Raw genomic sequence first — 26,369 nt, 5'->3', positions numbered from 1 at the left:
CGTTGGAATTTTAGAAGCTTTCTAGCTCCACCCCCTTCCCCACCAAGATGTAGGGGATGGGCAAGGAGCTTCCGCTTTTCTGATCAAGGAGGGAAAATATATGAAGAAATGGTTTATGGGATTTTTGACAATGATTCTCGTACTCTCTTCATTGACTGTTGTGCTTGCAGATAACGGCAATGGCAAAGGAAAAGGCAAGAAAAAGAAATTCGAGCTGGGAGTTGAAGTTCTTTTAAATGATAAGAAGGATCTCATAGAAGGGAAAAGAGTGGGCTTAATTACAAACCCGACTGGGGTAGACCAGAATTTGAACAGCATTGTCGATATTCTGCACAATGATCCCGATGTGGAGTTAACAGCTTTATATGGTCCGGAACATGGAGTCCGCGGAAGTGCACAGGCGGGAGAATATGTTGAGTATTATATCGATGAAAAGACAGGGCTTCCTGTTTACAGCTTATACGGAAAAACCAAGAAGCCTACGCCTGAAATGCTGGAAAATATCGATGTGCTCCTGTTTGATATCCAGGATGTAGGAACACGTTTCTACACGTATATATACACAATGGCATATGCAATGGAAGCAGCAAAAGAAAACAATATCCCTTTCATCGTGCTGGACAGGCCAAATCCTCAAGGTGGAACAAAGGTTGAAGGACCTGTGCTTGATATGAAGTATTCCTCATTTGTGGGGAATTATTCGATCCCGCTCCGGCATGGGATGACTGTAGGTGAATTGGCCGAATTATTCAATGAAGAGTTCGAAATTGGTGCAGATTTAACTGTTGTCAAAATGAATGGCTGGAAGCGGGAAATGTATTATGATGACACCAGCCTTCCGTTTGTCATGCCGTCCCCTAATATGCCCACTTTAGAAACTGCTTTAGTATATCCGGGAGCTGCATTGATTGAAGGGACGAATGTTTCTGAGGGACGCGGAACAACGAAGCCGTTTGAATTAATTGGTGCTCCATTTATCAACGCTGATGATTTGGCTGGCCATTTGAACAGTCTTAATCTTCCGGGGGTAACCTTCAGAGCTGCTTCGTTTACACCAAGCTTCTCTAAGCATGCAGGACAGCTTTCACATGGGATTCAAATTCATGTTACACATCGCGATGCATTCAAGCCTGTCGAGACCGGACTTCATATCGTGAAGGCGATCCATGATATGTATCCGGAAGACTTCGAATTCCGTGCCGAGAACAGTGCAGGAATTTCATTCTTTGACAATCTGCTGGGCAATGGCTGGGTCCGTGAAGACATTGAGGAAGGGGAGCCAGTTGAAGAAATCTCCTCCAAATGGCAGAAAGAATTAAAACAATTCAATAAGACACGTGAAGAATATTTACTCTATTAAACTCGCAGGAAAGAACTTGGCGGCAAAATGCCCCGGGTTCTTTTTTTATTATATGGCGGGTCGGCATAATACTGATAGTGCCTGGTACTGAATTATAAAGCCTGTTCATATTATGTAATAATCCATGCAGAAAGAGGTGTGTAAAAATGTTGGGGTTTTTACAAAAGATTGGCAAGTCTTTAATGCTGCCGATTGCAGTCATGCCTGCTGCTGCACTTTTGCTTAGGCTGGGACAGGATGACCTTTTAGGCATTCCGTTTATATCTGCAGCCGGGAATGCTGTGTTTGGCCATTTGGCTCTCTTGTTTGCCATCGGGATTGCCATCGGTTTTTCTAAGGATGGCAGCGGGGCCGCTGCCCTCGCCGGTGCAGTGGGTTATTTTGTGCTGACTGAAGGTGCCGCAGCGATAAACGAAACGGTCAATATGGGTGTTTTTGGGGGAATCATTTCAGGTATTATTGCAGGGCTATTATACAATAAATATCATGATATTAGGCTGCCGGAATGGCTTGGTTTCTTTGGAGGAAAACGGTTCGTGCCCATTATCACATCACTTGTTATGATTGTCATTGCATTTTTGTTCGGGTATGTATGGCCGCCGGTCCAGGCAGGCATTAACGGTGTGGGCGATTGGATTATTGGTGCAGGTGCCGCAGGTGTTGGAGTCTTCGGATTCCTCAACCGATTATTAATTCCGGTTGGGCTCCATCATATATTGAACACGCTTGTCTGGTTTGAGTTTGGTGAGTTTACTAATGCAGCCGGGGATGTCATTAAAGGAGACTTATGGCGCTTCCTTGCAAAAGATCCATCTGCAGGAATTTTCATGACAGGATTCTTCCCGATCATGATGTTTGGTCTGCCGGGCGCTGCTTTTGCCATGGTTGCAGCTGCTAAAAAGGAAAGGAGGAAAGCGGTGGCAGGGGCGATGGCAGGCCTCGCATTTACTTCCTTCCTGACCGGTATTACAGAGCCGATTGAATTCTTATTTATGTTCTTATCACCGGTACTATATTTTATTCATGCTATTTTAACAGGTTTGGCTATGTCCATTTCCTATGCGCTGGATATTCATCATGGGTTCGGGTTCTCAGCAGGCGCCCTGGATTATATTCTAAACTTCGGCATTGCCCAGAAGCCAGTGCTGCTTGCGGGAATAGGGCTCCTTTATGGCCTTCTGTATTTTGTGGTTTTCTATTTCCTCATTAAGAAACTGGATTTGAAAACGCCGGGAAGGGAAGATGAAATTGAAGGTGAATTTGAAGGGAATACCGCTATTAAAGGCAACTATGCTGAAGCGGCAGATGCTTATCTGGAGGCTTTGGGCGGCAGAGAAAATCTTGAAGAAATCGATAATTGTGTAACCCGCCTTCGTTTAAAGGTGAAAGATATAGCTCTGGTTGATGAAGGGCATTTAAAACAGCTGGGGGCAAAAGGGGTAATAAAGCTCAGCAAAACCAGTCTGCAGGTTATTGTTGGAACGGATGTTGAATTTCTGGCAAATGAATTGAAAAAGAAGTAAATGAAAAGCTGGCTCTCTGTCACGGGGGCCAGCTTTTGTTACATATAGTTTTACAAGGGTGCCTTAAATTCCCCTTAGGAACTGATGAAATATATGCTTTCTCATATAGTAATTAAGTTTTAATGATCTCTGCAAATCATAATTTTAATAGCTTTACAGTAAAAAATTAAATTTATAGGATGGACATTTTTTCAAATTTAAGTGTTATCCCCCATGGACAAGCGCCCTTTTTTCTCAGTATAGGAAAGTAGTTTAAGCATGTCCAAATTTTAAACATAACATGTCTACGTAAGGGTTCCCTTGCTAATTGACTTTAAAGGGGGGATATCATCATGGTAGAACCATTAACGGTGTTAATTGTCATTCTTTTAGCCGTTGTATTACTTTTGGCAAGCATTCTTGTACCTTCAGCAGAAGGTGCCATCGTGGAGGCAATTTGCAGCCTTTTGGGATGCTCTGCAAATGACGCTTAAAGAAAAATTACAGAAACCCTGGTATATTTCCAGGGTTTTTCGTATGAAAAAATAAAATCTTTTAATCCTGTATGTTTGTCCATTCCAAATATACTGCAGTTTCATAGAATAGTGAGTGAAAACGAAGAAGGACGGGATAAAAATGGAGGAAAATAAACCAGAACAGCAGAATTCATCTGAAAAACCGGCAAGCAATAAGAATCGGTATAATTCCGAGGCTGTAGAAAAACTGGCAGCAAATTTACTGAAGGATGAAAATAATATCAATTTCGGATCTTTATTTAAAATGGCCAATAAGATATTGAAGGATGACTCCCTAATGGGACTGGTCGGGGAAATCTCTCAAAAGCCGCCTGAAGATAAAGATGGAGCAGCTATCGAAGAGATTCCAGACATCGAAAATAGAGAACTTGTTTCCTTGCAAAAAGAAATGGAGGCAATAAGATCCGAATTAAAAACAACTCGAAAAGAGGTAGCTGAATTAAAGAAACAAAACGCTTCCCTTTTAAGCCTATATTTAAAAGTACTTAATGCAGCAAACAATGATTTTAAAAAAGGTATTGGGCTTATATCAGGATTAAGCAAATTATTAAAATAGAGACTTAAGGCATTACTTTTACGGGTAATGCTTTTTTTATGGCACAAAACTAGACCGGCGTGCTATAAAACCTTAGGATAGAAAGAAAAACGATGGAAAGATGGTGTCCCAATTGGAAGAAAAAACAGGAAGGATTGCTCAGCAGCAGCTTGATGCTTATAACCGGCAGAACATTGATGAATTTTTAGCAGTATATAGTGATGATGTAACAGTTATGACATTCCCTGGGGACGAGGTTATGTATAAAGGAAAAGAAAAAATGAGGGAGAGGTACAGCCAGCTTTTTAAAAACAATCCAAATCAGCATGCTGAGCTGATTTCCAGAATGGCAAAAGGAAATATAGTTATTGATTATGAATATGTTACTGGAAGGGCAAACGGTCAGTCTATTTATGCAATAGCAATGTATGAAATTGAAGAAGATAAAATTCAAAAAGTCTGGTTTGTAAAATAAAATAGTGTTAATTAAAAAATTTCGTATTCCGATTAAAAAAGTATTGTGCTATGCAGGAAAATCATTGATAATTTTTAAAAGATAGAGTGATACTCATCTATACATTTTCTGATGAGGGGGAGTACATTGAAAATTCGTGTATCTGCTGTGCAGTATCATCTGCACACCATTCGTTCGTTTGAAGAGTTTGCCGGGCAATGTGAGCATTACATTAAAACTGCACAGGAGTTCGGATCGGAGTTTGTCTTATTTCCTGAATTTTTTACCACACAGCTTTTGTCCATTGGAAGCGAGCAGGGAACAAGTCTGACGATAAATGAATTGCCTGGTTTTACAGAACAGTATAAAATGCTATTTTCCAATTTTGCTAAAGATACAAAAATGCATATTATTGGCGGTACACACGTTATTAACAGAGATGGCCGCCTTTATAATGTGGCTCATTTATTTTATCCGGATGGGCGGATTGAAGAGCAGGCTAAACTGCATATCACTCCTACTGAAGTCCATGAGTGGAATATGTCACCTGGCGAAGGCCTCCGTGTATTTGATACAGATAAAGGCAGAATAGCCATCCTGACATGCTATGATATTGAGTTTCCGGAAATCGTCCGTATGGCAAAAGCAAAAGGAGCAGATGTTATTTTCTGTCCTTCCTGCACGGACGACCGGCATGGTTTCCACCGTGTCCGCTATACAAGCCATGCAAGAGCTATTGAGAATCAGGTATATGTTGTGGTCACAGGAACAATTGGTTCCCTGCCTACTGTCGACTTTATGCGTGCCAATTTCGGCCAGGCTGCTGTCATTACACCGAATGATATTCCTTTTCCGCCAAAAGGGATTATGGTGGAAGGCGAGTTGAATGACGATATGATTGTGACTGCCGACCTTGACCTTAGCCTTTTATATGAAGTCCGAGAACGCGGTTCTGTTACGACTTGGCGCGACCGCAGAACGGATTTGTATGTCGACTGGGAAAAAGAAAATATCGAAGGATGAAAAATGGCATATAGAAGCGAATTTTATGTGTTTGATGGGGATAAGCCGGTGCCTGCTGTAATCAGGAATTATACTAAAGCGGATTTTGATCAATTAATTGACATTCAGGCTGAATGCTTTCCGCCCCCTTTTCCTTCGGATTTATGGTGGAATAAGGAGCAATTAACTAACCATGTGGAGCTCTTTCAGGATGGTGCACTTTGCATCGAGATTGAAGGAATATTAGCAGGGTCTTTAACTGGGCTGATTGTTGATTTTGATCCTTCCCACCCGGAGCATACATGGGAAGAAATAACCGACAGCGGCTATATTCGCAATCATAATCCTCAAGGCAAAACATTATATATTGTTGATATTAGTGTCCGACCCAAGTTCCGAAAACTTGGGCTGGGCAAATTAATGATGCAGGCTATGTATCAGGTTGTCATTAGATTAGGTCTCGATCGCTTGCTTGGAGGGGGGCGGATGCCTGGCTACCATAAATTCGCCCATGAATTGACTGCCCAGGAATATCTTCAGCAATTGATCGATGGGAAGAAGAAAGATCCGGTTATCACATTTTTGCTGAGGTGCGGCCGAACTCCGCTTACTGTTGCAGAAAATTATTTAGAAGATGAGGAGTCACTTAATTACGGTGCCTTAATGGAGTGGAACAATCCATTTAAGGTATAAGCGGCAAAGGAGATAGTACATTGGAATATATCAGAATTACGAGTATTCATGATCCTCTTTTTGTTAAAATGCATGAGTTGATGAAAGAAGTCTTTCCTCCTGAAGAAGTACTGGAGTTTGAATTGTGGAAGGAACCTCTTGAAGATTCTGGAATTCGTGTGTTTGCGGCTGTTCATGAAGGTGATGTGGTCGGTGCTACCGAATATCGCTACTATCCGCAATGGAATATTGCCATGACTGATTTTACCATCATTGGCCGTCAGGGCCTAAGCCTTGGCCGTTTCCTTGCACGAAATCGATCCAAGGATCTTGACGAGCTTGCCGGCCAAAACGGTAAAGAGCTATTTGGCATGTTTGCAGAAATTTATGATCCTTATGGAATTGAAGACCATGAATTTGGCGGTGCCAAGCCAATGAACCCATTCGTCCGCCGGGAGGTTTTGTCTCATATGGGCTATAAGAAGCTTGATTTCCCATATCTTCATCCTTCTTGGAAAAATGATGGGGAAGCAGTTAAGGGACTTGATTTTTGCTTCATGCCAGCAGATGAAGAAATCACAGAGATTCCTTCTGGCTTGGTTATTAATTTCCTTTCAGAATATTACGCTGTTCTATCGGCTAAACCGCAGGAGTGGTATGGAATGATTGAACAGCTGAAAGAAAAAGAAAAAATATCCCTGCTTCCTTTATAATCAGCAGAAAGCCCTTGCCTCAAGGGCTTTTTTGCATTCAATGTTTAACGGACATACTAAAAAGGTAAAGAATATAAAGTAATGTTCAAACCGAAAAGAGGGATTCTTTCATGGCATTGAAAAGATTAATAAAAGCAGTCATTGTAAAAAACGGTGCTTCATTAGTGAAAAAATATGTTGTTCCGGCTGTAAAAAGAAAGCTGAAAAGCAGGAGATAAATTTATTCAGGCATCTTCCATTGGAAGGTGTTTTCTTTTTTTGGGGGGGGCAAAAGAAATACGCAAAGACTGGTTCAATTAGTGTAAATTCATATATTGTAGAAAATATAGGAAAATTTTCTGATATTAAAAATTCTGAATTTTCTTTAATATAAAAAATGCAGTATTTCGGGACACTTAAACTTAGCGTACCGACTACATAGCTAAATTATATTAGGGGGAATAAATTTGAAGAAGAAAATCTTAATTAAAACTGCTTTAGCCGGAGCTCTTGTCCTATCCGCTGGTGGCCCAACAGCATTTGCACATGATGAATTCAGCGGAGGTATTGAAAAAGGTGATAGTCTGGCAGGTGTTGAATTAGCTGTTCCATTGCTTGATGGCAGCAAAAATACAGGTAATCTTCAAGAAGTAGCGTCTGTTCCACTAAAAGAAGTAAAAGAGGGAGTACAAAATTCATCGGGTGATGTTTATGCGCATAAAGGCTTTGCCTATGTAGGCACACATACCAAAAATGGGGGTGAAGGCGGAGTGCGTGTATTTGATATGAAAAAGCCTTCAAATCCAGTAGAAGTGTCGTCATTTGCTCATATTCCAGGGACATGGCAGGAAAAAGTAATTGTAAAAACTGTTAATACGAAGCACTTTAAAGGTGATTTGGCTGCAGTCAGCGTTCAAAAGGTAGATCGAACCAACCCAAATGCAAAAGGAGGATTTGTATTATACGATGTAACAAACCCTCGGGAACCAAAGGAATTGGGATTTTGGGAAGATACATCGGGGGCACGGGGAACACATGAACTTTACCTAACCGTTCAAGGAAATAATGTTTATGTGCTGACTGCAAATTGCTATGCAGATCTGTATTCTCATGGTGATAAAATGGATGTTAATATTGTAGACGTTACTAATCCCTCAACGCCTGAAACAATTTATGAATTTAATCCGCGCAATTATATATCTGAAGTGAACGATGATAATTATGATGGATATAATTGGACTGATGAAGACGGAATTCAAAGGGCAGCGTTTGCTCATAGCGTCAAAACAGATGGAACTGGGAAAACAGCTTTCCTTTCGTACTGGGATTTAGGAACAATCATACTTGATATTAGCGATGCCAAAAATCCAGTTTATCTGGGCAGGACGGATTTCGCCAATGATGTTCAGGGAGCCGCCCATTCGATGGATTTAGCTAAAGGAGGAAATGTCCTTATAGAGACAAGGGAGGTATTTGGTCCAACCAGAGAAGGCTTTGAGAGTGCCTATGGCTACACAATGATTTATGATATCAAAGATAAGACAGATCCAAAGCTTCTAAGCACTTTTAGAACCGACTTCACTGAGAAGATTCCTGGAGGAGCGACTGTCCATGATCCAAAGGTTCAGGGGAACACATTGTATCTCTCACATTATGCAGGGGGTGTAAGGACAGTTGATATTACAGACCCGTCGAATCCGGAAGAAATTGGTGTCTATATTCCAAGCAAATCTAACATTTGGGGTGTATTCGTAGATCGCAATTATGTACTTGCATCCGATATGGGATCTGGATTGAAAGTCCTGCAGAAAAACGGCAGCCAATAATAATTAAAAAACAGGAGTCCCCGAAGAAGGCTCCTGTTTTTTGATATCTCCTAAAAAAGGACGGTTATAATGATAAACTTTTGACCTGACAAGAAGCAGGTTTTGTGAAACTACAGAGTTATTTTTGAGTTTTCAGCTTTCATTTTTCTCGGCCAAACAGTATAGCTGAAGCTGATGGCAAAATCGATTGCAAGAACCAATGTCCATATTCCTGCTAATCCTTTGAGACTCTCCGTTTGCTGGGGATTGTCAATAAAAAGGATCATAGCCATTAATAAAACCAAACCAATTATCCATGCGAGAAGATGCCTATACCATCCGTTTCTCTCTCTCCTTGCATGTTCTTTGCCGTATTTTGCTGGCTTTTCAGGTTTTGGTCCATTTCCGAACTTAAAGGCAAATCTTTCGTCTGCCCATTGAATCATAGGTTTTCCATAGGCTACGGTTACGCCAATATAAATTGCTGCAAAGCCATGGAAAATGGTTGCCTCTGTTCCACTGTGCAAATCAATGGTCGTTGCTGCAATTAGAATTAAATCAATTAGCGGGGTACAAAGCAGAAGGAAACCACCTAATGATTTTTTCTTTACTATATATCTTGCTGTTAAACCTGCAGCAACAAAAATCCAAAAACCAATTTCACATGCGATAATTAGCCAGCCAATCAGATTTTCCACATCCCTTTTTAACACAGTTGTACTATAAAAATATTGTAATACAACTGTGTTAAAAAAGCAATAGGTGGTATAATATAATTATGCCAAAAAAAGTTAACCATGAAGAGCAAAAGCATATTTTAGGAAAAGCAGCATGGCGGGTGATTAAAAAAGAGGGCATTGAAGGTGCTTCTGTTCGTAAAGTTGCGGAGGAAGCAGGTCTATCTGCTGGGTCTTTGCGCCATTATTTTTCAAATCAAAATGAACTGTTGGCGTATTCAATGAACTTAGTATCAGAAAGGGTGAAAACACGAATTCAGAATGCGGCTTTTACAGATGATCATTTCGAAAATATGATTCTCGTGCTGGGGGAATTACTTCCTCTAGATGAAGAACGGCGATTGGAAATGGAAGTCTGGATAGCATTTAATATAAAGGCTTTAGTAGACCCGCATCTTTCTGAACTTAGCAGCCGTGTATACGAAGAAATGAAGACAGGCATCAGAAACATCATTGAGGGACTAGTTAAATTAGGACTGTCCGGAACTGAAATGAAAATTGAGGAAGAAGCAGGTCGTCTGCATGCCCTTATTGATGGCCTCGCCCTCCATGCAGTAATGAAACCAGATCAATTTAATGAAGAAAAAATGAAAGCGATTCTTAGAAATCATTTGTTGTCATTGCTGGAAAAATAAATGTGTTAAAGGCGGCTGAATTTACAGCCGTTTTTTTTGTGTCCATTAAAATCTATTTTTGTTAGAATGCCTGGAGTTATCTGCCAATATCATTAACTAAACGTTTAACTTTTTCTTGCAAGGGTAGTGAAAACCTAAGAAACCGATTCATTGAAAGGATGATTGAGTTGCCAGCATCTCTCAATATAAAGATAAACGGTATAGAAATGAAGGCAAAGCAGGATCAAACCGTTTTGCAATTATTAAACGATAGTTCGATTGAAATTCCTCAGGTTTGCTTCCATCCGAGCCTTGGAGCAATAGAGACCTGTGATACCTGCATTGTTTCTGTCAATGGAGAACTTGTACGTTCGTGCTCCACAAAAATTAAAGATGGAGACGTAATTGATACTGTGGATCCTGATGTAAAACAGGCGCAGACCATTGCCATGGATAAGATTCTCTTTAATCATGAATTGTATTGTACGGTTTGTGATTATAACAACGGGGGATGTGAAATACATAATACGGTTAAGGCGATGAAAATCAATCACCAAAGCATCCCGTTTGATCAAAAACCTTATGAAAAGGATGAATCTCATCCATTTTACAGATACGATCCCGATCAGTGCATTCTTTGCGGAAGATGTGTGGAAGCCTGTCAGGACGTCCAGGTTACTGAAACCCTTACCATTGATTGGGAGCGGGAGAGACCAAGGGTTATCTGGGATAACGATGTGCCCATTAACGAGTCCTCCTGCGTATCCTGTGGACACTGTTCTACGGTTTGTCCATGTAATGCCATGATGGAAAAAGGAATGGAGGGGGAAGCCGGATTTCTGACTGGAATTGCCAAAGACACTCTTCGTCCAATGATTGAAATCACTAAAAATGTTGAAACAGGATATGGGTCCATTCTGGCTATATCTGATATGGAAGCAGCTATGCGGGAAGAGAAAATTAAAAAGACCAAAACAGTCTGTACATATTGCGGTGTCGGCTGCAGCTTTGATGTATGGACAAAGGGCCGTGAAATACTGAAGGTGGAGCCTCAGGCAGAAGCACCTGCCAATGGAATTTCTACATGTGTAAAAGGGAAATTTGGCTGGGACTTTGTGAATAGTGAGGAACGATTAACGAAGCCGCTAATCAGGGAAGGCGATTCATTCCGTGAAGCAGAATGGGACGAAGCATTGGAACTGATTACACGAAAATTCTCGGAAATTAAAGAACAGCATGGCCCAGATGCATTGAGCTTTATTACATCATCTAAATGTACCAATGAGGAATCGTATTTAATGCAGAAACTTGGCAGGGCAGTCATAGGGACAAATAATATCGATAACTGTTCAAGATATTGCCAGACCCCTGCAACTGTAGGGTTATTTCGAACTGTGGGATATGGAGGGGATGCTGGTTCAATCGAAGATATTAAAAACTCCGAATTAGTGCTGATTATTGGTTCCAATACGTCTGAATCCCATCCGGTTCTTTCTACCAGGGTGAAACGATCCCAGAAGCTTAACGGCCAAAAAGTAATTGTGGCTGACTTAAGGGAACATGAAATGGCAGAGCGGTCTGATCTGTTTGTGCGTCCTCGTGCAGGTACGGATATGGTCTGGCTTTCTGCCATTACCAAATACATTATCGACCAGGGATGGGCGGATGAGAAGTTTCTGCAGGAAAAAGTAAATGGACTTGAAGAATTTGTATCAAACCTGGAGAAATATACGCTGGAATTTGCAGAAGAAACGACCGGGATTTCCAAAGACAATTTAATCAAAATGGCGAAAATGATTCATGAAGCCAATAGTGTTTCTGCTTTATGGGCAATGGGTGTCACACAGCATCTTGGAGGCAGTGATACAAGTACAGCCATATCAAATCTGCTTCTTGTAACAGGAAATTACGCTAAACCTGGTGCAGGTGCGTATCCTTTAAGGGGCCACAACAATGTGCAGGGGGCAGGTGATTTTGGAAGCAGCCCCGATAATTTGCCTGGGTATCAGCAGGTTTCAGACCCTGATGTGAGAAAGAAGTTTGAAGATGCATGGGGAGTAAAGCTTCCGGAAAAGGCCGGACTGAATAATCACGAAATGGTAGAAGGGATTCATGAAGGCCAGCTGAAAGCGATGTATCTGAAGGGTGAAGATATGGGACTTGTGGATTCAAATATTAATTATGTGCAGGCTGCTTTTGAGAAGCTTGATTTCTTTGTGGTACAGGACATTTTCCTTTCCCGTACAGCTGAGTTTGCGGATGTGGTGCTTCCTGCAAGTCCAAGTTTGGAAAAGGAAGGAACATTTACTAACACAGAGAGGAGAATTCAGCGTCTTTACCAGGCGTTCGAGCCGCTTGGGGATTCGAAGCCGGATTGGCAGATTATCATTGAAGTTGCAAATCGGCTGGGAGCAGGCTGGACATATACGCACCCAAGCGAAGTAATGGACGAGGCAGCTGGACTTATGCCATTATACGCAGGAGTTACTTATGATAGATTGGAAGGATACAATAGTCTGCAATGGCCCGTGGCTGAAGATGGAACGGACAGTCCTCTCCTCTATACGGAAGGCTTTCCTTTCCCGGATGGCAAGGCAAGACTTTTTCCGGTAGATTGGACTCCTGCTCTTGAATACCCAATGGAATATGATATTCATGTCAATAATGGGCGTCTTCTGGAGCACTTCCATGAAGGTAATATGACCTACAAGTCAAAAGGAATTAGCTTGAAAACACCGGAAGTTTTCCTGGAGGTATCACCTGAATTAGCCGAAGAACGAGGGTTGAAGGATGGTACACTTGTTCGTTTGACATCGCCATATGGCAATGTGAAAGTAAAGTGCCATATAACGGATAGGGTTAAAGGAAAGGAAGTTTACCTTCCTATGAATGATAGGGGCGATGCCGCCATAAATTTATTAACAAGCAGCTATGCCGACAAGGATACCGATACACCAGCATATAAGGAAACGAAGGTAAAGCTTGAAATCCTGAGTGAAGAAGGAAGCAACCCGCTTCCAAGAATTAATCACCGCTATGGCAATCCGCAGCCGCAGATAGGTGTAAACGTGCAAAAGAAATGGGCAAGAAAAGATTATATTTTCCCGGGAGAAATGGTGAAAAAGGAGCGGAAGCAGCATGGCTAAAGCGATTAATAACATCAAGCGTTTTGAATTAAGCCCAGAGGATAAACGCAAAAAGGACCTGGAAGAAGTGGAGAATGCCCTGATAGATAATAAGGATTCCATTCTTGAGCTACTGAAAGCAGTAGGACATATGCATGATCGGGGAGTTCTTTCATTATTAAATGGCTTATTTGGACAGGGAGATAAAGTATTGAATGTCCTTGTTAAAGCAGTGGATAAACCGGAAGCTACCAATACAATCAAAAACCTGCTTCTCATGGTTGGAACTCTTGGCACCATTAATGTTCAGCAGCTTGAACCCTTGCTGTTAAAATTAAATTCCGGTATTGCCAGGGTGGCGGAACATAAAGAAACGGATGAAAAAACAAGCTACTTTGAACTGGTAAAGGCATTAAAAGATCCAGAAGTCAATCGTGCGGTTACACTTCTGATTACTTTCCTAAAAGGGATGGGAGAAGATACAAGCGCCATGGAAAGGAACACCCAGCTTCCAGAAGACCAGAAAATACACAAAATGGAGAAAAACGAAAGAGATGTTCCTCCTAACAAAAGAGAATGACAACAAGCCGGTGACCCCATTTAAGGTCACTGGTTTTTTATTGGAAATGATAAAATCAGGCAAATAGCCTTAAATATTGTCAATATTCTCTTTAATATCAATTTAATAGCAAAATTTTTGTGGAAAAATGGAAAATCATGTACTAGAATGGCAATATAGGAAAGTTTATTAATTTGCCACCCAATACATACATCATTTGCGAAGTATAAGAAAGAGGGTAATAAAGTGGGCATTATAAATGAAGATAGTTTCATTGAAACAGTCCACATGAAAGGCTTGCAAATCTCCCTGATTGCTTCGGGGGACGGGACAGAGGTTATTTATCATAAGCTTGATCCGGGCATAATGTGGGGGATTGAACCCCAAGAAGGCTGGGAAGCACTAGAATATTTATGTGTACTTTCAGGGGAATTAATTCTTAGAAATGGAAATGAAACCAAGAAAATAAAAACAGGGAGTTCTTTTTTTAGGGCACCAGTAGAAGAACATTATGTTTTTGAAGCAGCAGCTACCACTGAATTTCTTTATGTAACATCAAGGCCAGTTTTTTTTCATTATAGTAAAGTAACAAAGGAAATGATGGAGTTATCAATATCAATTGAAGAAAAAGATGGATATACCAGAGATCACTGCCAAAGAATTAATAAGCTTTCTATGCTGGTTGGAAAAACATTAGAGTTAGATTCTAAGCAACTAGTAAACTTGAATTTAGCTTCTTTTCTTCATGATGTGGGGAAGTTGCGCATACCCCTGGAAATATTGCAAAAGCCGAGTAAACTCACTCCAGAGGAATGGGAAATAATGAAGAAACATTCTGTTTTCGGAAGAGAAATACTTGAGGAAACAGGATTGCCGCTCTTGATAGATGCAGGAAAAGTAGTCGAACAGCACCATGAGAGATTTGATGGAAAAGGTTATCCTCTTGGATTGAAAGGCAGCGAGATTTCTATTGAAGCTTCGATCATTTCGATTATTGATTCTTATGATGCTATTACCACGGATAGAGTGTACAAAAAGGGCAGGAGTAAGGAAGAAGCTAAAAAAGAATTATTGAATTACCGTGGAACCATGTATCATCCTGAAATTCTGGATGTTTTCCTGGGGCTTATAGATCAAATTTAAATTTATGGGGGAAAAAAATGAAAAAGATAGGGTTTATTTTAATGGCAGTAATCTTGACTGCCGCATTAGGAATTAAAACCGCGGAGGCTGCATATTTACCGGAGTATGATAAATATGTCGAAGTTTCCTATGAAGATGCAAGGAAAATTGCTGATTTGCTGGGATTGAAAGATATACCATTAGGAGAGGAAACAGCAAGGTTATCATTTGAAATGCAAGAAAAGTTAATCGCTAAAATTGAAGTGATACTTAAAACAGAGATTGACCATTATTATGTATGGTTAACAGTCGATGGACAGCCTGTATTAGGAATTGATCCTCCCGTTCCATTGTATAATTAAATTATAAATTGATTTCAGTGTGAAAAGCCGATCAGAACTTGATTGGTTTTTTTGTCTGAAAAATTAAAATAAAATTGAAACCAAGGTGTGTACAAACACCTTGGTTTGCTAGCTAATAATAATTAGGTTCCTCTTTTATTAATCTTCCGCCCCTGAAACGATCCTTTCAGGATGAGAATAAACATTAAAAGACTGACCGCGTATAAAGCCAACGGCTGTGATATTAAGATCCTCTGCCAGTTTTATGGCCAGATCAGTCGGAGCTGATTTTGATAGAATTATGCCTACTCCGATTTTGGAGGCTTTTAGAAGAACTTCCGAAGAGATTCTGCCGCTGAATGCAATAACTTTATCTCTTACAGGAATCCTGTTTTCAATGCAATACCCAAGGATTTTATCTAGAGCATTATGCCGGCCAATATCTGTTCTGCTGACAATCACTTCATCTGCAGAAAATAAGGCGGCATTATGTACTCCTCCGGTTTCTTGAAAAGTCAGACTGCCTTCCTGCAGCTGTTTCATAAATGAGATGCATTGGCTGGGAGACAAGGTCAGCTTTGATGTAGAAGTTCTGGCTGTCCTGGCATCATTGTGAAAATAAAATTGCCTGCTTTTCCCGCAGCATGAACCAATAAACCGTTTGGAGTGGAACTCATGGCTTGCTGTTGAAGTTTGGGTATGTAACTCCACATATGCAAATCCTTTGCTTTCATCTATTTGTATATCCTTGATTTCGTCAATACTCCTGATGAAGCCTTCAGAAGCCAAAAAGCCGATTGTTAATTCCCGAATATTCTCTGGGCTGCAGACCATTGTTGCGAACTCTTCTCCATTTAGATGAATTGTGAGAGGGTGTTCGGAAACAATTGAATCTTCTGCATCCTGCAGAACTCCATTCTGAAATCTGACAATTTTTCTGCTGCTTAGAATATCCATAATTCTTCCTCCTAGAACCTTTCAACTAACAAAATAGTAGCATATAATTCAGTTAAACAAGAAATTTAGATTGTTTAGTTTGACAATAATTGTATTAATTGATTAACTTATTAAAGTGAAACCTGCATTGGACATGTATAATTGGGATTATACATGAAAATAGGTTAATGAGGGTTGGAATATGAACAAGTATGAAGCTGAATTCAGTAATTTAGTGCGCTCCTTCCGAAAAAAACATATGGGCAAAGGACCTAGCAAAGTTAGGACAACTTTCTGCAAACATTGGGCTATATGTGAAATGGAAGGTAATTTATCTCCTGTGGAAAAATTCATAGCTAGTGCAGACGAAGGGAAACAAATGCTTCGGGCTGCCAGAACAGAAATGGTCAAGGAGATGTATAAAAAGAACCGGCCGGCTGAAATGGAAGAATTTTTGCAGGCAAGACTAATTGACCTGTTTGTGGATATAGATATCGAACGGGATTTTGGAATGTCGGTATTTGTGTTCGATCAGGATATCCAAAGCAAGTTTATGGATTAAAAGTATTCATTAAAGACTGAAATCTGGAAGATAGAATCCGGATTCCAGTCTTTTTTTATTCTTTCCGGAATACAGCACACAACTGTTGTTGGATATCTTCTCTGAGTAAAATAGGGAATTATGTCATATAAGGATGGCGAAAAAAGGGGTTTAATGTCACGTTTGAAATATTTTTGTAATATTTCTATAACAAGTCTGTCAAATAAGGATGGTATAATCCTCCATGGAAAGACAAATTTACTAGAAACCAAAACTGGAAAATACATAGATAAAAAGTTTTATATATTCTAAGGCCGTTTAACAGACCAAGTACATATTAGAAAGCAGGGTAATGATTTTGAAAAAAAGACTCCTCGTTTTAAATACGACAATTATCCTAGGGCTTGGAAGTGCTTTTTCAATCCCTGGTGTGAATGCAGAATCGATCGATAAACTGGAAAGTCAAAAAAGCCAAATCCAGCAGGAGCGTTCAAGCCTGCAGGCCACACTGGCTGAAGCAGATAATGAATTGGTAAGTGTCCTTAAAGAGGTTGCTGAGCTAAATGCTAAAATCGCTAGAGTTAAAAAAGCAATTGAAGATAATAATAAATTAATAGCAGAAACGGAAACGAGTATTGTTAGCACTAAAGCCGAAGTCGATCAATTGAAGGCAGAAATGGCTATCATTGAGGAAAGAATCGAAAAGAGAAGCGCGATCTTAAAACAGCGTGCACAATCCTTTCAGGAAAGCGGCGGAACAGTGGCATATCTAGATGTTCTTCTTGGTGCATCCAGCTTTAGTGATTTCGTCGACCGTGTCGGAGCAGTAACTACATTTGTTCAGGCAGATAAACAGTTACTGGAAGAACAGGAACAGGATAAAAAGGCATTTGAAGAAAAGAAGGCTGCAGTGGAAGAAGAACTGGCGGGATTGAACAGCATGATGACCGAATTAAAAGGCATGCAAACTGCCATGGAGCAGCAAGAAAAGCAAAATAGTTCATTAATCCAGCAGTTAAAAGAAAAGGAAAATACGATTGCTGATAAAAAGGCGAAGCTGCAAAGTGAAGATGCTAAATACGCTTCTATGATTGCACAAATCGAACAAAGCATTGCGGCGCAGACAGCGCCAGTAGTACAGACAGCTGCATCGACTTCATCATCAGCAGGTTCGGCTTCAGTGACTTCTGCACCAACAGGTTCATCATCTGTCAAAGAGCAAAAAACTGCTGCACAGAAAACCAAAGGATCCAGCAACTCTGATCCTAAGCCAAGCGCCAAGGGCGGAAGCGCAATTAGCATTGTTACAACTGCAGGCAATAAATATATCGGTAATTCTGTTTATGTTTTTGGCGGCGGCAGAAACGCTTATGATATAGCCAATGGAAGATTTGATTGCTCAGGTTTTGTGCATTGGGCATTCTCCCAGGCTGGAATTAGTGTTGGAGCCAGCACAGACTCTCTTAAATTTGCAGGACGACAGGTTTCAGCAAGCGAAATGAGAGCTGGAGATCTAGTTTTCTTTAACACCTATAAAACAGACGGCCATGTAGGCATTTACCTTGGCGGCGGTAAGTTCATCGGTTCTCAAGACTCAACGGGTGTCGCGATTGCTAATATGTCCAGTGGCTATTGGAAAAACAAATTTAGTGGCCGTGTTGTACGCGTTATAGAATAGTAAAATTAACCTGACTTCCATGTTAAAACGTGGAAGTCAGGTTTTTTATGTTGAACTCACTTTTAGATTATTACCAAATCAGAGTTGGGGATTTATATTTTTTTGGGCCGTGCTGCTTGCAATAACTTGACTGGTTCGGACCCAAAATACGGGATAACCTCAACCAGAGTCCGAAGTTGCACTAGGTTCGGACTCAAATTCCAGGATGAGCTCAACCAAAGTCTGAAGTAGGCTCAGGTTTGGACCCAAAATACGTGATATCCTCAACCAGAGTCCGGAAGTTGTACTAGGTTCGGACTCACATTTCAGGATGAGCTCAACCAGATTCTGAAGTAGGCTCGGTTCGGACCCAAAATACGGGATAACCTCAACCAGAGTCCGAAGTTGCACTAGGTTCGGACTCAAATTCCAGGATGAGCTCAACCAAAGTCTGAAGTAGTCTCAGGTTTGGACCCAAAATACGTGATATCCTTAACCAGAGTCCGAAGTTGTACTAGGTTCGGACTCACATTTCAGGATGAGCTCAACCAGAATCTGAAGTAGACTCAGGTTCGGAGCCAAAAAACAGAATCCTCTCTACCAGAGTCCAAAGTGCCATCAAGTCCGGACCCAGTTTACTAAACTACCTCAAACTGAGTTTAAAGATACCTCAAGTTTGAGACTCCATCTCCTCAAAAATCCGAAGTTCTCCAGCAATCAAACTCATCCCGCCCATCAAGATAAAATAATTTTTATTAAATTCTAAATATTTTATTGATTATTACAATTAAGCGTGCTTAAATAGTAAATAACAATTAACTTATCAGATATGTGATGTCTGCAAAGGGAGGAGGCGTAAGAATGAATGTAAAAAAGATCTCAACGCGCAAAATTTCTGAGGTTGCTGCTGAGCAAATTCAAGACATGATTGCAAAAGGTTCCTTTAAACCTGGGGATAAGCTTCCTTCTGTAAGGGAGTTGTGTGAACTATTTGGTGTTGGACGGTCAGCTGTCAGAGACGCGCTAACCTCTTTGCAGGGCAAGGGGATTGTGCAGGTAAAGCAAGGAGAAGGCACTTACATAACCCGCTTTGATTCTTCTAAACTGTTTAATAATCCACATTTGCACCCGGATATAAAAGATATCCACGAGTTATTCCAGGCAAGAAAAATGGTTGAGACAGGTCTCGCTGAAATGGCAGCCGCAAATCGGTCTGAAGCGGATTTGGCGAAGATGAATAAGCTGATTTCCGATGCAGCCATCCATGGATGGGAGGAGGATTATCAGTTTCATATGGCGATTGCCCATGCAGCAGGCAATGATATACTTATCCAATTTGTGCAATTTATATCTGAAACACTGAAAAAATCCATGATCGATTTCCATCATTATCTTCAAACACGGGATGATATCGCAAAAAAGATTGAAGAGCAGCATCTGGGTATCTATTTGTCTATTAAAAATAAGCAGCCGGATCAGGCGCATAAGAATATGATTGAACATTTAGAGCTGGTTGAGAAACTTTTGCAAATGAGTATCCTGCAAGAACGTTAATGTTTTTTTGAAATTTATCAGAAACGTTGTTTGCTATTACGAAACAAACGGGGTGGATATGTTGATTGCAGCAGAATCGATAAGTGCTTTAAAAACTTATTTTAGAGAAGACCAGATAATTAAAAATGAAGTTTCAAGCCCATTTGGCAACTCAGGAGAAATGATTATATTACCGGAAACAGAAGATGAGATTGCAGCGGCAATTAAGCATGCAGATTTGAATGGTCTAACCATCAACATTATGGGCGGTGGCACAAAACGTGGATTCGGAGGGTTAAATGAAAAAGCGGATTTTCTTATATCACTTGAAAAATATACAGGGATTGTGGAACACACACCTGGTGATATGACAGTAACAGTAAGATCCGGAACTCGCTTTAAAGACCTTCAGGATTATCTGGCCAAACATAATCAAAAGATATCTCTCGATCCTTTTTGGCCCGAAAATGCCACAATAGGCGGAATCATTGCAGCAAATGAAAGCGGACCCAAAAGGTTGGGCTACGGTTCAGCCCGTGATGCAGTTATTGGATTAAGGACTGTTTATCCGGATGGAAAGGTAATACGTTCGGGTGGCAGAGTCGTAAAAAATGTTGCCGGCTATGATATGAATAAATTGTTTATAGGATCGATGGGCACACTTGGTGTGATTTCTGAAATTACCTTAAAGCTTCGCCCAATCCCTAAATGTGAGAGTCTGGTTCTCGTTTCGTTTCCAGCCGGAAATCTGGAGGATATAAAGGCGTTTGCAGTGAAGGTTTTGGATTCTATGATTGAACCAGTTTCGCTTGAACTGCTGAATCCGGCACTTTCAGATAGACTCAGCGGAATAAACTCTTACACGATAGCTATGAGTTTTGAAGATGTTGAAAGCTCTGTACGTTATCAGGAAATTTTTGTGGGAAATATGCTGCCGAAAGATGCGAAATTGAGTATAAACTCCAAGGAAAAAGCGGATTTGTTTTGGGATCGCTTTTACAGGCATATTCCGAATGGGGCAGACAAGGAATTGCTAATTCAAACAGAAGCCTCCTTTAAGGTTGGAACTGTTAATCTCGACGCGGTGAGAATATTAAAGGATACTGAACTGCTTCAAGATAAATTCAATGTGAAAGTCGAATCACACGGAGGTCTGGGCCATGGATTGAGCCAAGTGACCATTAGAGGAGCAGAGCCAGATGTCGCCGATGCCGCTTTACATGTAAGGCAGATCGCTGAAAGAGCAGGGGGATATGCGGTTGCAAAGCACCTGCCATTTGAGCTTCGGAAAAAAGTAGATGTTTGGGGAAATAAACCTTCTCATTTCTTTTTGCTTCAGGGGATTAAAACAAAAGTCGACCCAAATAAAACAGTAAGCCCAAACAGATTCATAGGAGGGATATAAATGAGTGTCCGTGAACTCGATTTAAAGCAAGAGCCGCCATGTACCTCGGGATTGGGAAACTATTTATGGAGCGATCCGCCAGATGAAAAGAAATGGGCTGACTGTGTCCATTGCGGCATGTGTCTGGAATCATGCCCGACATATGAACAGACAGGTCAGGAACAGCATTCTCCAAGGGGGCGTGTACACTTGATCAAATCTGTGGCTGAAGGGAAGCTTCAAGTAAATGAGCAATTCATGGACCCGGTATTTCAATGTCTGGATTGCCGTGCCTGTACAACTGCATGCCCAGCTGATGTCGATGTTGGCGGTTTGATTGAGGAAGCACGCGGCCAGATTCGGCAGGCAATGCCATTAACTGGAGTGAAAGGAGCCATCAGCAAGTTTTTTCTTCATGACCTTTTCCCTCACCAGAATCGCTTAAATACGCTGGGCGGCCTTCTGAAATTCTACCAAAAAAGCGGCATGCAAAAAGCAGTCCGGAAAACCAAATTAATCAATATTATGCCGCAGCACCTTGCCGATATGGAATCCATCATGCCTGAAGTGAAAGAGCCTGTAAAAAAGAAATATAAAGACGTAAAAGTAATCAAAGCAAAAGGGGAGACAAAGCAGGAAGTTGCGATGCTGACCGGCTGTGTAATGGATGTCATGTTCAGTGATATTAATGAATCCACCATAAATGTACTGACCCGAAATGGAAATGATGTTGTCATTCCCCAAAACCAAACATGCTGCGGAGCCCTGCATGTTCACGCGGGAGACCGTGATATGGGCAGGAAGCTGGCGAAGCAGAATATGGAAGCATTCAAAGACTTTGATAAAGTAATTGTTAATGCAGCCGGATGCGGGTGCATGATGAAGGAATACGCAGAATTATTTAAGGAAGACCCTGAAATGCATGCAAAAGCGGAAGAGTTCTCTGAAAAGGTAGAGGATATTTCAAAATTTCTTCATGAAACAGGCTATGAAAAACCAAAGGCAGAAATGAAAACCAGAATTACTTACCATGATGCCTGCCATTTAGCACATGGTCAGGGAATCCGGCAGCAGCCGCGTGATATTCTCCTTGATATTCCTGGTGTTGACATGGTACACATGCCTAATTCAGACCGCTGCTGCGGAAGTGCAGGAATATACAATATTACCAATCCGGAAATGGCCAATGCGGTCCTTGAAAGCAAGATGGAAAATGTTCCAGATGATGTGGAAATGATCTCAATGGGAAATCCCGGCTGTATGCTTCAAATGGCCATGGGAGTTCAAAAATACGGCAGGAATCAGAAAATTGTCCATACTGTCCAGCTTCTTGACTGGGCTTACCAAAAGGAAGACCGTGTGAAGGAGGGAAAAGAGTGAGAACGAAAGATCGGGTTAAATCACAGGACCAACACATCTTAAATTTGGCTGAAATTGTGGGAGGTTCCCGTTCCATTCTTTACCAGAAAGAAGATCTTGTTGCTTATGACTGTGACGGCTTTACGATCCATAAGCACTTGCCAAGAGCAGTCGTTTTTCCAAAGAATACACAAGAAGTGTCGGAGATTGTCACGTACTGCTCGGAAAACAATCTTCCCTTCCTGGCCAGGGGGGCAGGTACGGGGCTGAGCGGCGGAGCCATACCTCTTAATGGAGAAATAATAATCAGTATGGTTAGGATGAAAAAACTTATTAGCGTTGATCTTGAAAACCGCCGCGCCGTTGTGGAGCCTGGGTTTGTAAATCTGAAACTCACAAATTCAATATCCGATAAAGGCTATTATTACGCACCGGATCCATCCAGCCAATACTGCTGTACAATTGGCGGAAATGTTGCAGAAAATGCCGGCGGTGCACATTGTCTGAAGTACGGAGTTACTACAAACCACATTCTTGGACTTGAAGTGGTCATGCCTAATGGTAAGATAGTGGAAATTGGCAAGGACGGTATTCCCGATGCTCCCGGATATGATTTACTGGGTCTGATTACTGGTTCTGAAGGGACCCTTGGAATTGTAACAAAAATAACTGTGAGGGTACTGAAAAACCCTGAAGGAAAGCAGACTGTCCTCGCCTACTTCGATCGGGTTGAAGATGGGAGCCAGGCAGTATCAGATATAATATCTGCGGGTATTGTACCAGCAGCTCTTGAAATGATGGATAAGACTGCTATTGAAGGTGTGGAAGCTGCAGCTTTTCCGGTAGGCCATCCAAAAGATATAGAAGCAGTTCTTTTAATTGAAGTGGATGGAATTGCAGCGGGAATTGAGGAACAGATCGACCAAATCCTTGAGGTTTGCAGAAAGAGGAATGTCCGTGAAGTCCGTGCGGCAGGAAGTGAAGAGGAAAGAGCAAGATGGTGGGCGAACCGTAAGACAGGCTTTGGTGCCATGGGAGCCATTTCTCCCGATTATCTGGTTCAGGATGGGGTCATTCCTCGAAGCAAACTGCCTGAAGTTTTAAGCAGAATCAATCAGATTAGCAGTGAATCGGGATTAAGGATTGCTAATATTTTTCATGCGGGAGATGGAAACCTGCATCCTCTTGTCCTATTTGACGCAAGGATACCAGGAGAATCAGAGAAAGCACTTGAAGCTGGAAGCCAGTGCCTAAAAGTCTGCGCCGATGTTGGAGGGACCATAACTGGAGAACATGGAGTCGGCATTGAAAAGCGGGAAGAAATGCGATTTGTTTTCACAGAAGAAGAAATTGCTGCCCAGACAGATATCCGGGAAGTCTTTAATCCTCATAATCTGCTGAATGCTGGAAAACTGTTCCCATCGCCGAGCAGATGTGCTGAAATCAAAAAAGAGATGAAGGCCCAGGCAATTTCATAACAGAATACCCAGCCTTCAATAGAAGGCTGGGCAGTTACCGAATGTTGAAAAACTAAATTCAGCCTTATCAATTAGAAGAATAAAGTTGTGTGAAAATTATTGAAAATCCATTTGGAAACATGCTATTATTTTTTTAAGAGAAAGTTAGAAACGCCGTTTCGTAATAAGAAACAAGGATCGGCAGCCGCATTAAAATTAAAAATGGGAAAAGCAGCAACCAAAGGAGGAAATGAATATGGGAAACTATGTAAAAACAGGAAGCCTGCAAGTTGCAAGAGAGCTTTATGAATTTATCAATTCCGAGGCTCTGCCGGGAAGCGGAGTGGATCAGGAACAATTTTGGCCAGGTTTGGAAGCGCTTATAAATGATCTGACACCTAAAAATAAAGCATTGCTGGCGAAGCGGGATGAAATTCAGCATAAGCTGAACAATTGGCACAGAGAAAATCAAGATTTTGATTTTAATAGCTATAAGTCTTTTTTAGAAGAGATCGGCTATCTTGAGCCAAAGACCGAAGATTTTAAGATTACTACGGAAAACGTGGATGATGAAGTAGCTGTGAAGGCTGGACCGCAATTGGTCGTTCCAGTTAATAACGGGCGTTATGCGATTAATGCAGCAAATGCCCGGTGGGGAAGCTTATATGATGCACTTTACGGCACAGATGCAATCAGTGAAGAAAACGGGGCAAATAGAGATGGCGGATATAATCCTGTAAGGGGAGAAAAGGTTATTGCGTTTGCCAGGGAATTCCTTGATCAAACCGTTCCTTTGTCAAGAGGTTCTCACAAAGACGCTGTTCAATATAAAGTGGAAGACGATAAGCTGTCTGTTGTACTTAACAATGGCGAAACTGCAAATCTAAAAGAAGAAGCAAAGTTTGCCGGATACCAGGGAGAGCAGGATCAGCCTTCTGCGGTACTTCTAAAGAATAATGGCCTTTATTTTGAAATTCAAATTGACAGAAGCCACCCAATTGGAAAAACGGATGATGCCGGAGTAAAGGATGTTTTGCTTGAAGCTGCAATTACCACAATTATGGATTGTGAAGACTCAGTAACAGCAGTTGATGCTGAAGACAAGGTCCTTGTGTACCGCAACTGGCTTGGTTTAATGAAGGGAGACCTTTCCGCCGCCTTTACAAAGGGTGCTAAATCAATGACACGTACATTAAATCCCGACCGTTCGTATGTTTCTCCAGATGGAGAGAAGTTCTCATTATCTGGACGCTCATTAATGTTTGTCAGGAATGTCGGACATTTAATGTCCATTAATGCGATTTTAGATGCGGATGGAAATGAAGTACAGGAAGGTATTCTGGATACGGTAATTACCAGCCTGATTGGCAAGCATACATTGCTTGGAAATGGCCCATACCAAAACTCATCAGAAGGTTCCATTTATATCGTTAAGCCAAAGATGCACGGTTCCAAGGAAGTTGCTTTTGCAAACGAGTTGTTTGACCGGACAGAAGATCTGCTCGGACTTGAGCGGAATACACTTAAAATTGGTGTAATGGATGAAGAGCGCCGTACATCTTTGAACCTGGCAGCCTGCATTCGTGAAGTAAAGGAGCGCATCGTCTTCATAAACACTGGGTTCCTGGACCGGACTGGGGATGAGATGCATACTTCCATGGAAGCTGGCCCAATGATCCGCAAGAATGACATGAAGGCAACAGCTTGGCTAAAAGGCTATGAAAAATCCAATGTCAATACAGGCCTTGAAACAGGCTTCCAAGGCCGTGCGCAGATTGGAAAAGGTATGTGGGCTATGCCTGATATGATGGCTGATATGATGGAGCAGAAAATCGGCCATCTGAACGCTGGAGCCAATACAGCCTGGGTACCTTCTCCAACTGCTGCAACCCTTCATGCTTTACACTATCATCAGGTGGAAGTTCAAAAGGTGCAAAACCAGCTGCTGGAAGAAATTTCGGACCTTCGTGATGAAATCCTGCAGATTCCGGTTGCTGAAAATCCGCAATGGACTCCAGGGGAAGTTCAAGAAGAACTGGATAACAACGCACAGGGTATCCTGGGATATGTTGTCCGCTGGGTTGAGCAGGGCATCGGCTGTTCCAAAGTTCCTGATATCAATAATATTGGTTTAATGGAGGACCGTGCGACATTAAGAATATCAAGCCAGCATGTTGCGAATTGGCTGCACCATGGAATCTGCACGAAGGAGCAAGTGCTTGAGACACTTAAGAAAATGGCTAAAGTTGTGGATGAACAAAATAGTGGAGATCCAGCATACCGCCCAATGGCTGCTGACTTTGATCAATCAGTTGCATTCCAGGCAGCATGTGACCTCGTTTTTGAAGGTTATGATCAGCCAAATGGCTATACAGAACCTATTTTGCACCGCCGCCGTCTTGAAGCTAAGTCCAGGTATGCTGTTAAACAGTAATAGTTTTAGAAC

The 26,369-nt window shown here is 41.4% G+C and carries 23 protein-coding genes; 21 read left to right on the top strand and 2 right to left on the bottom strand.

Features of this window, described 5'->3' with window-relative positions; all coding sequences use genetic code 11:
* The first annotated feature begins 100 nt into the window (after window positions 1-100).
* From A361_RS17960 to A361_RS17925, 9 genes are all read left to right on the top strand, one after another.
* Window positions 101-1,360, top strand: a complete 1,260-nt coding sequence (locus A361_RS17960) for an exo-beta-N-acetylmuramidase NamZ domain-containing protein (protein ID WP_019381189.1) — start codon at window positions 101-103, stop codon at window positions 1,358-1,360.
* A gap of 146 nt (window positions 1,361-1,506) precedes the next feature.
* Complete coding sequence (gene nagE / locus A361_RS17955; RefSeq protein WP_019381190.1) at window positions 1,507-2,883, top strand: N-acetylglucosamine-specific PTS transporter subunit IIBC; 1,377 nt, start codon at window positions 1,507-1,509, stop codon at window positions 2,881-2,883.
* 332 nt (window positions 2,884-3,215) lie between these two features.
* On the top strand, window positions 3,216-3,356 hold the full coding sequence (locus A361_RS30000) for a hypothetical protein (protein WP_019381191.1): 141 nt from the start codon (window positions 3,216-3,218) through the stop codon (window positions 3,354-3,356).
* 142 nt (window positions 3,357-3,498) lie between these two features.
* Window positions 3,499-3,954: a hypothetical protein gene (locus tag A361_RS17950; RefSeq protein ID WP_019381192.1), complete on the top strand. Its 456-nt coding sequence runs from the start codon at window positions 3,499-3,501 to the stop codon at window positions 3,952-3,954.
* A gap of 103 nt (window positions 3,955-4,057) precedes the next feature.
* Window positions 4,058-4,408: a nuclear transport factor 2 family protein gene (locus A361_RS17945; protein WP_226280783.1), complete on the top strand. Its 351-nt coding sequence runs from the start codon at window positions 4,058-4,060 to the stop codon at window positions 4,406-4,408.
* A 126-nt stretch (window positions 4,409-4,534) separates the two neighbouring features.
* Complete coding sequence (locus A361_RS17940) at window positions 4,535-5,410, top strand: carbon-nitrogen hydrolase family protein (protein WP_009333526.1); 876 nt, start codon at window positions 4,535-4,537, stop codon at window positions 5,408-5,410.
* A 3-nt stretch (window positions 5,411-5,413) separates the two neighbouring features.
* Window positions 5,414-6,082, top strand: coding sequence for a GNAT family N-acetyltransferase (locus A361_RS17935; RefSeq protein ID WP_009333527.1), 669 nt, complete (start codon window positions 5,414-5,416; stop codon window positions 6,080-6,082).
* A 20-nt stretch (window positions 6,083-6,102) separates the two neighbouring features.
* Window positions 6,103-6,774 (top strand): hypothetical protein, encoded by a 672-nt coding sequence (locus A361_RS17930; protein ID WP_009333528.1) that lies wholly within the window; start codon window positions 6,103-6,105, stop codon window positions 6,772-6,774.
* A 446-nt stretch (window positions 6,775-7,220) separates the two neighbouring features.
* Window positions 7,221-8,579, top strand: coding sequence for an LVIVD repeat-containing protein (locus A361_RS17925; protein ID WP_019381195.1), 1,359 nt, complete (start codon window positions 7,221-7,223; stop codon window positions 8,577-8,579).
* A gap of 110 nt (window positions 8,580-8,689) precedes the next feature.
* Here the strand turns inward: A361_RS17925 and A361_RS17920 are convergent, their stop codons facing one another.
* Window positions 8,690-9,247, bottom strand: a complete 558-nt coding sequence (locus tag A361_RS17920) for a membrane protein (RefSeq protein WP_026041657.1) — start codon at window positions 9,245-9,247, stop codon at window positions 8,690-8,692.
* An 89-nt stretch (window positions 9,248-9,336) separates the two neighbouring features.
* Here A361_RS17920 and A361_RS17915 point away from each other — a divergent pair, with 89 nt between their 5' ends.
* The 5 genes from A361_RS17915 (at window position 9,337) to A361_RS17895 (ending at window position 15,077) form a co-directional block, all read left to right on the top strand.
* Window positions 9,337-9,930 (top strand): TetR/AcrR family transcriptional regulator, encoded by a 594-nt coding sequence (locus A361_RS17915; RefSeq protein WP_019381197.1) that lies wholly within the window; start codon window positions 9,337-9,339, stop codon window positions 9,928-9,930.
* A 158-nt stretch (window positions 9,931-10,088) separates the two neighbouring features.
* Window positions 10,089-13,055, top strand: coding sequence for a formate dehydrogenase subunit alpha (gene fdhF / locus A361_RS17910; RefSeq protein WP_009333532.1), 2,967 nt, complete (start codon window positions 10,089-10,091; stop codon window positions 13,053-13,055).
* A complete protein-coding gene (locus tag A361_RS17905) occupies window positions 13,048-13,614 on the top strand; it encodes a DUF1641 domain-containing protein (protein WP_019381199.1) in 567 nt (188 codons plus the stop codon). The genes fdhF and A361_RS17905 overlap by 8 nt, the downstream gene beginning before the upstream one ends.
* A gap of 225 nt (window positions 13,615-13,839) precedes the next feature.
* Entirely contained in the window at window positions 13,840-14,736 is an 897-nt protein-coding gene (locus A361_RS17900) for an HD domain-containing phosphohydrolase (protein ID WP_019381200.1), read from the top strand.
* Window positions 14,737-14,753: 17 nt separating this feature from the next.
* Window positions 14,754-15,077, top strand: coding sequence for a hypothetical protein (locus A361_RS17895; protein ID WP_019381201.1), 324 nt, complete (start codon window positions 14,754-14,756; stop codon window positions 15,075-15,077).
* Between the two features lie 138 nt (window positions 15,078-15,215).
* On the opposite strand, the gene fdhD is transcribed toward A361_RS17895, so the two are convergent.
* Complete coding sequence (gene fdhD, locus A361_RS17890; protein WP_019381202.1) at window positions 15,216-16,013, bottom strand: formate dehydrogenase accessory sulfurtransferase FdhD; 798 nt, start codon at window positions 16,011-16,013, stop codon at window positions 15,216-15,218.
* A gap of 181 nt (window positions 16,014-16,194) precedes the next feature.
* Between fdhD and A361_RS17885 the strand changes: the two genes are divergently transcribed.
* The 7 genes from A361_RS17885 to A361_RS17855 all read left to right on the top strand — a co-directional run bounded on the left by A361_RS17885 (window position 16,195) and on the right by A361_RS17855 (window position 26,357).
* Window positions 16,195-16,554 (top strand): DUF2294 domain-containing protein, encoded by a 360-nt coding sequence (locus tag A361_RS17885; protein WP_009333537.1) that lies wholly within the window; start codon window positions 16,195-16,197, stop codon window positions 16,552-16,554.
* 331 nt (window positions 16,555-16,885) lie between these two features.
* On the top strand, window positions 16,886-18,211 hold the full coding sequence (locus A361_RS17880) for a C40 family peptidase (protein ID WP_051005549.1): 1,326 nt from the start codon (window positions 16,886-16,888) through the stop codon (window positions 18,209-18,211).
* An 840-nt stretch (window positions 18,212-19,051) separates the two neighbouring features.
* Window positions 19,052-19,744, top strand: a complete 693-nt coding sequence (locus A361_RS17875) for a FadR/GntR family transcriptional regulator (RefSeq protein WP_019382478.1) — start codon at window positions 19,052-19,054, stop codon at window positions 19,742-19,744.
* 61 nt (window positions 19,745-19,805) lie between these two features.
* A complete protein-coding gene (locus tag A361_RS17870; RefSeq protein ID WP_019382479.1) occupies window positions 19,806-21,128 on the top strand; it encodes an FAD-binding oxidoreductase in 1,323 nt (440 codons plus the stop codon).
* Entirely contained in the window at window positions 21,129-22,487 is a 1,359-nt protein-coding gene (locus A361_RS17865; protein ID WP_019382480.1) for a (Fe-S)-binding protein, read from the top strand. It begins immediately after the preceding gene.
* Window positions 22,484-23,944, top strand: a complete 1,461-nt coding sequence (locus A361_RS17860) for an FAD-linked oxidase C-terminal domain-containing protein (protein WP_019382481.1) — start codon at window positions 22,484-22,486, stop codon at window positions 23,942-23,944. The genes A361_RS17865 and A361_RS17860 overlap by 4 nt, the downstream gene beginning before the upstream one ends.
* A 235-nt stretch (window positions 23,945-24,179) precedes the next feature.
* Window positions 24,180-26,357, top strand: a complete 2,178-nt coding sequence (locus A361_RS17855; RefSeq protein WP_019382482.1) for a malate synthase G — start codon at window positions 24,180-24,182, stop codon at window positions 26,355-26,357.
* Window positions 26,358-26,369: the final 12 nt, after the last annotated feature.

This window comes from Cytobacillus oceanisediminis 2691 (assembly GCF_000294775.2).
Taxonomy (GTDB): Bacteria; Bacillota; Bacilli; order Bacillales; family Cytobacillaceae; genus Cytobacillus; species Cytobacillus pseudoceanisediminis.
Note: the sequence above shows the minus strand (reverse complement) of the source record. Positions and strands in the feature narration are given on the sequence as shown.

What these genes read in the sequence shown, in the direction of transcription:
- A361_RS17875 (WP_019382478.1), top strand. Translation starts at nt 19,052, where the DNA reads ATGAATGTAAAAAAGATCTCAACGCGCAAAATTTCTGAGGTTGCTGCT.
- A361_RS17895 (WP_019381201.1), top strand. Translation starts at nt 14,754, where the DNA reads ATGAAAAAGATAGGGTTTATTTTAATGGCAGTAATCTTGACTGCCGCA.
- A361_RS17885 (WP_009333537.1), top strand. Translation starts at nt 16,195, where the DNA reads ATGAACAAGTATGAAGCTGAATTCAGTAATTTAGTGCGCTCCTTCCGA.
- fdhF (WP_009333532.1), top strand. Translation starts at nt 10,089, where the DNA reads ATGATTGAGTTGCCAGCATCTCTCAATATAAAGATAAACGGTATAGAA.
- A361_RS30000 (WP_019381191.1), top strand. Translation starts at nt 3,216, where the DNA reads ATGGTAGAACCATTAACGGTGTTAATTGTCATTCTTTTAGCCGTTGTA.
- nagE (WP_019381190.1), top strand. Translation starts at nt 1,507, where the DNA reads ATGTTGGGGTTTTTACAAAAGATTGGCAAGTCTTTAATGCTGCCGATT.
- A361_RS17880 (WP_051005549.1), top strand. Translation starts at nt 16,886, where the DNA reads ATGATTTTGAAAAAAAGACTCCTCGTTTTAAATACGACAATTATCCTA.
- A361_RS17915 (WP_019381197.1), top strand. Translation starts at nt 9,337, where the DNA reads ATGCCAAAAAAAGTTAACCATGAAGAGCAAAAGCATATTTTAGGAAAA.
- fdhD (WP_019381202.1), bottom strand. Translation starts at nt 16,013, where the DNA reads ATGGATATTCTAAGCAGCAGAAAAATTGTCAGATTTCAGAATGGAGTT.
- A361_RS17905 (WP_019381199.1), top strand. Translation starts at nt 13,048, where the DNA reads ATGGCTAAAGCGATTAATAACATCAAGCGTTTTGAATTAAGCCCAGAG.
- A361_RS17865 (WP_019382480.1), top strand. Translation starts at nt 21,129, where the DNA reads ATGAGTGTCCGTGAACTCGATTTAAAGCAAGAGCCGCCATGTACCTCG.
- A361_RS17855 (WP_019382482.1), top strand. Translation starts at nt 24,180, where the DNA reads ATGGGAAACTATGTAAAAACAGGAAGCCTGCAAGTTGCAAGAGAGCTT.
- A361_RS17935 (WP_009333527.1), top strand. Translation starts at nt 5,414, where the DNA reads ATGGCATATAGAAGCGAATTTTATGTGTTTGATGGGGATAAGCCGGTG.
- A361_RS17960 (WP_019381189.1), top strand. Translation starts at nt 101, where the DNA reads ATGAAGAAATGGTTTATGGGATTTTTGACAATGATTCTCGTACTCTCT.
- A361_RS17950 (WP_019381192.1), top strand. Translation starts at nt 3,499, where the DNA reads ATGGAGGAAAATAAACCAGAACAGCAGAATTCATCTGAAAAACCGGCA.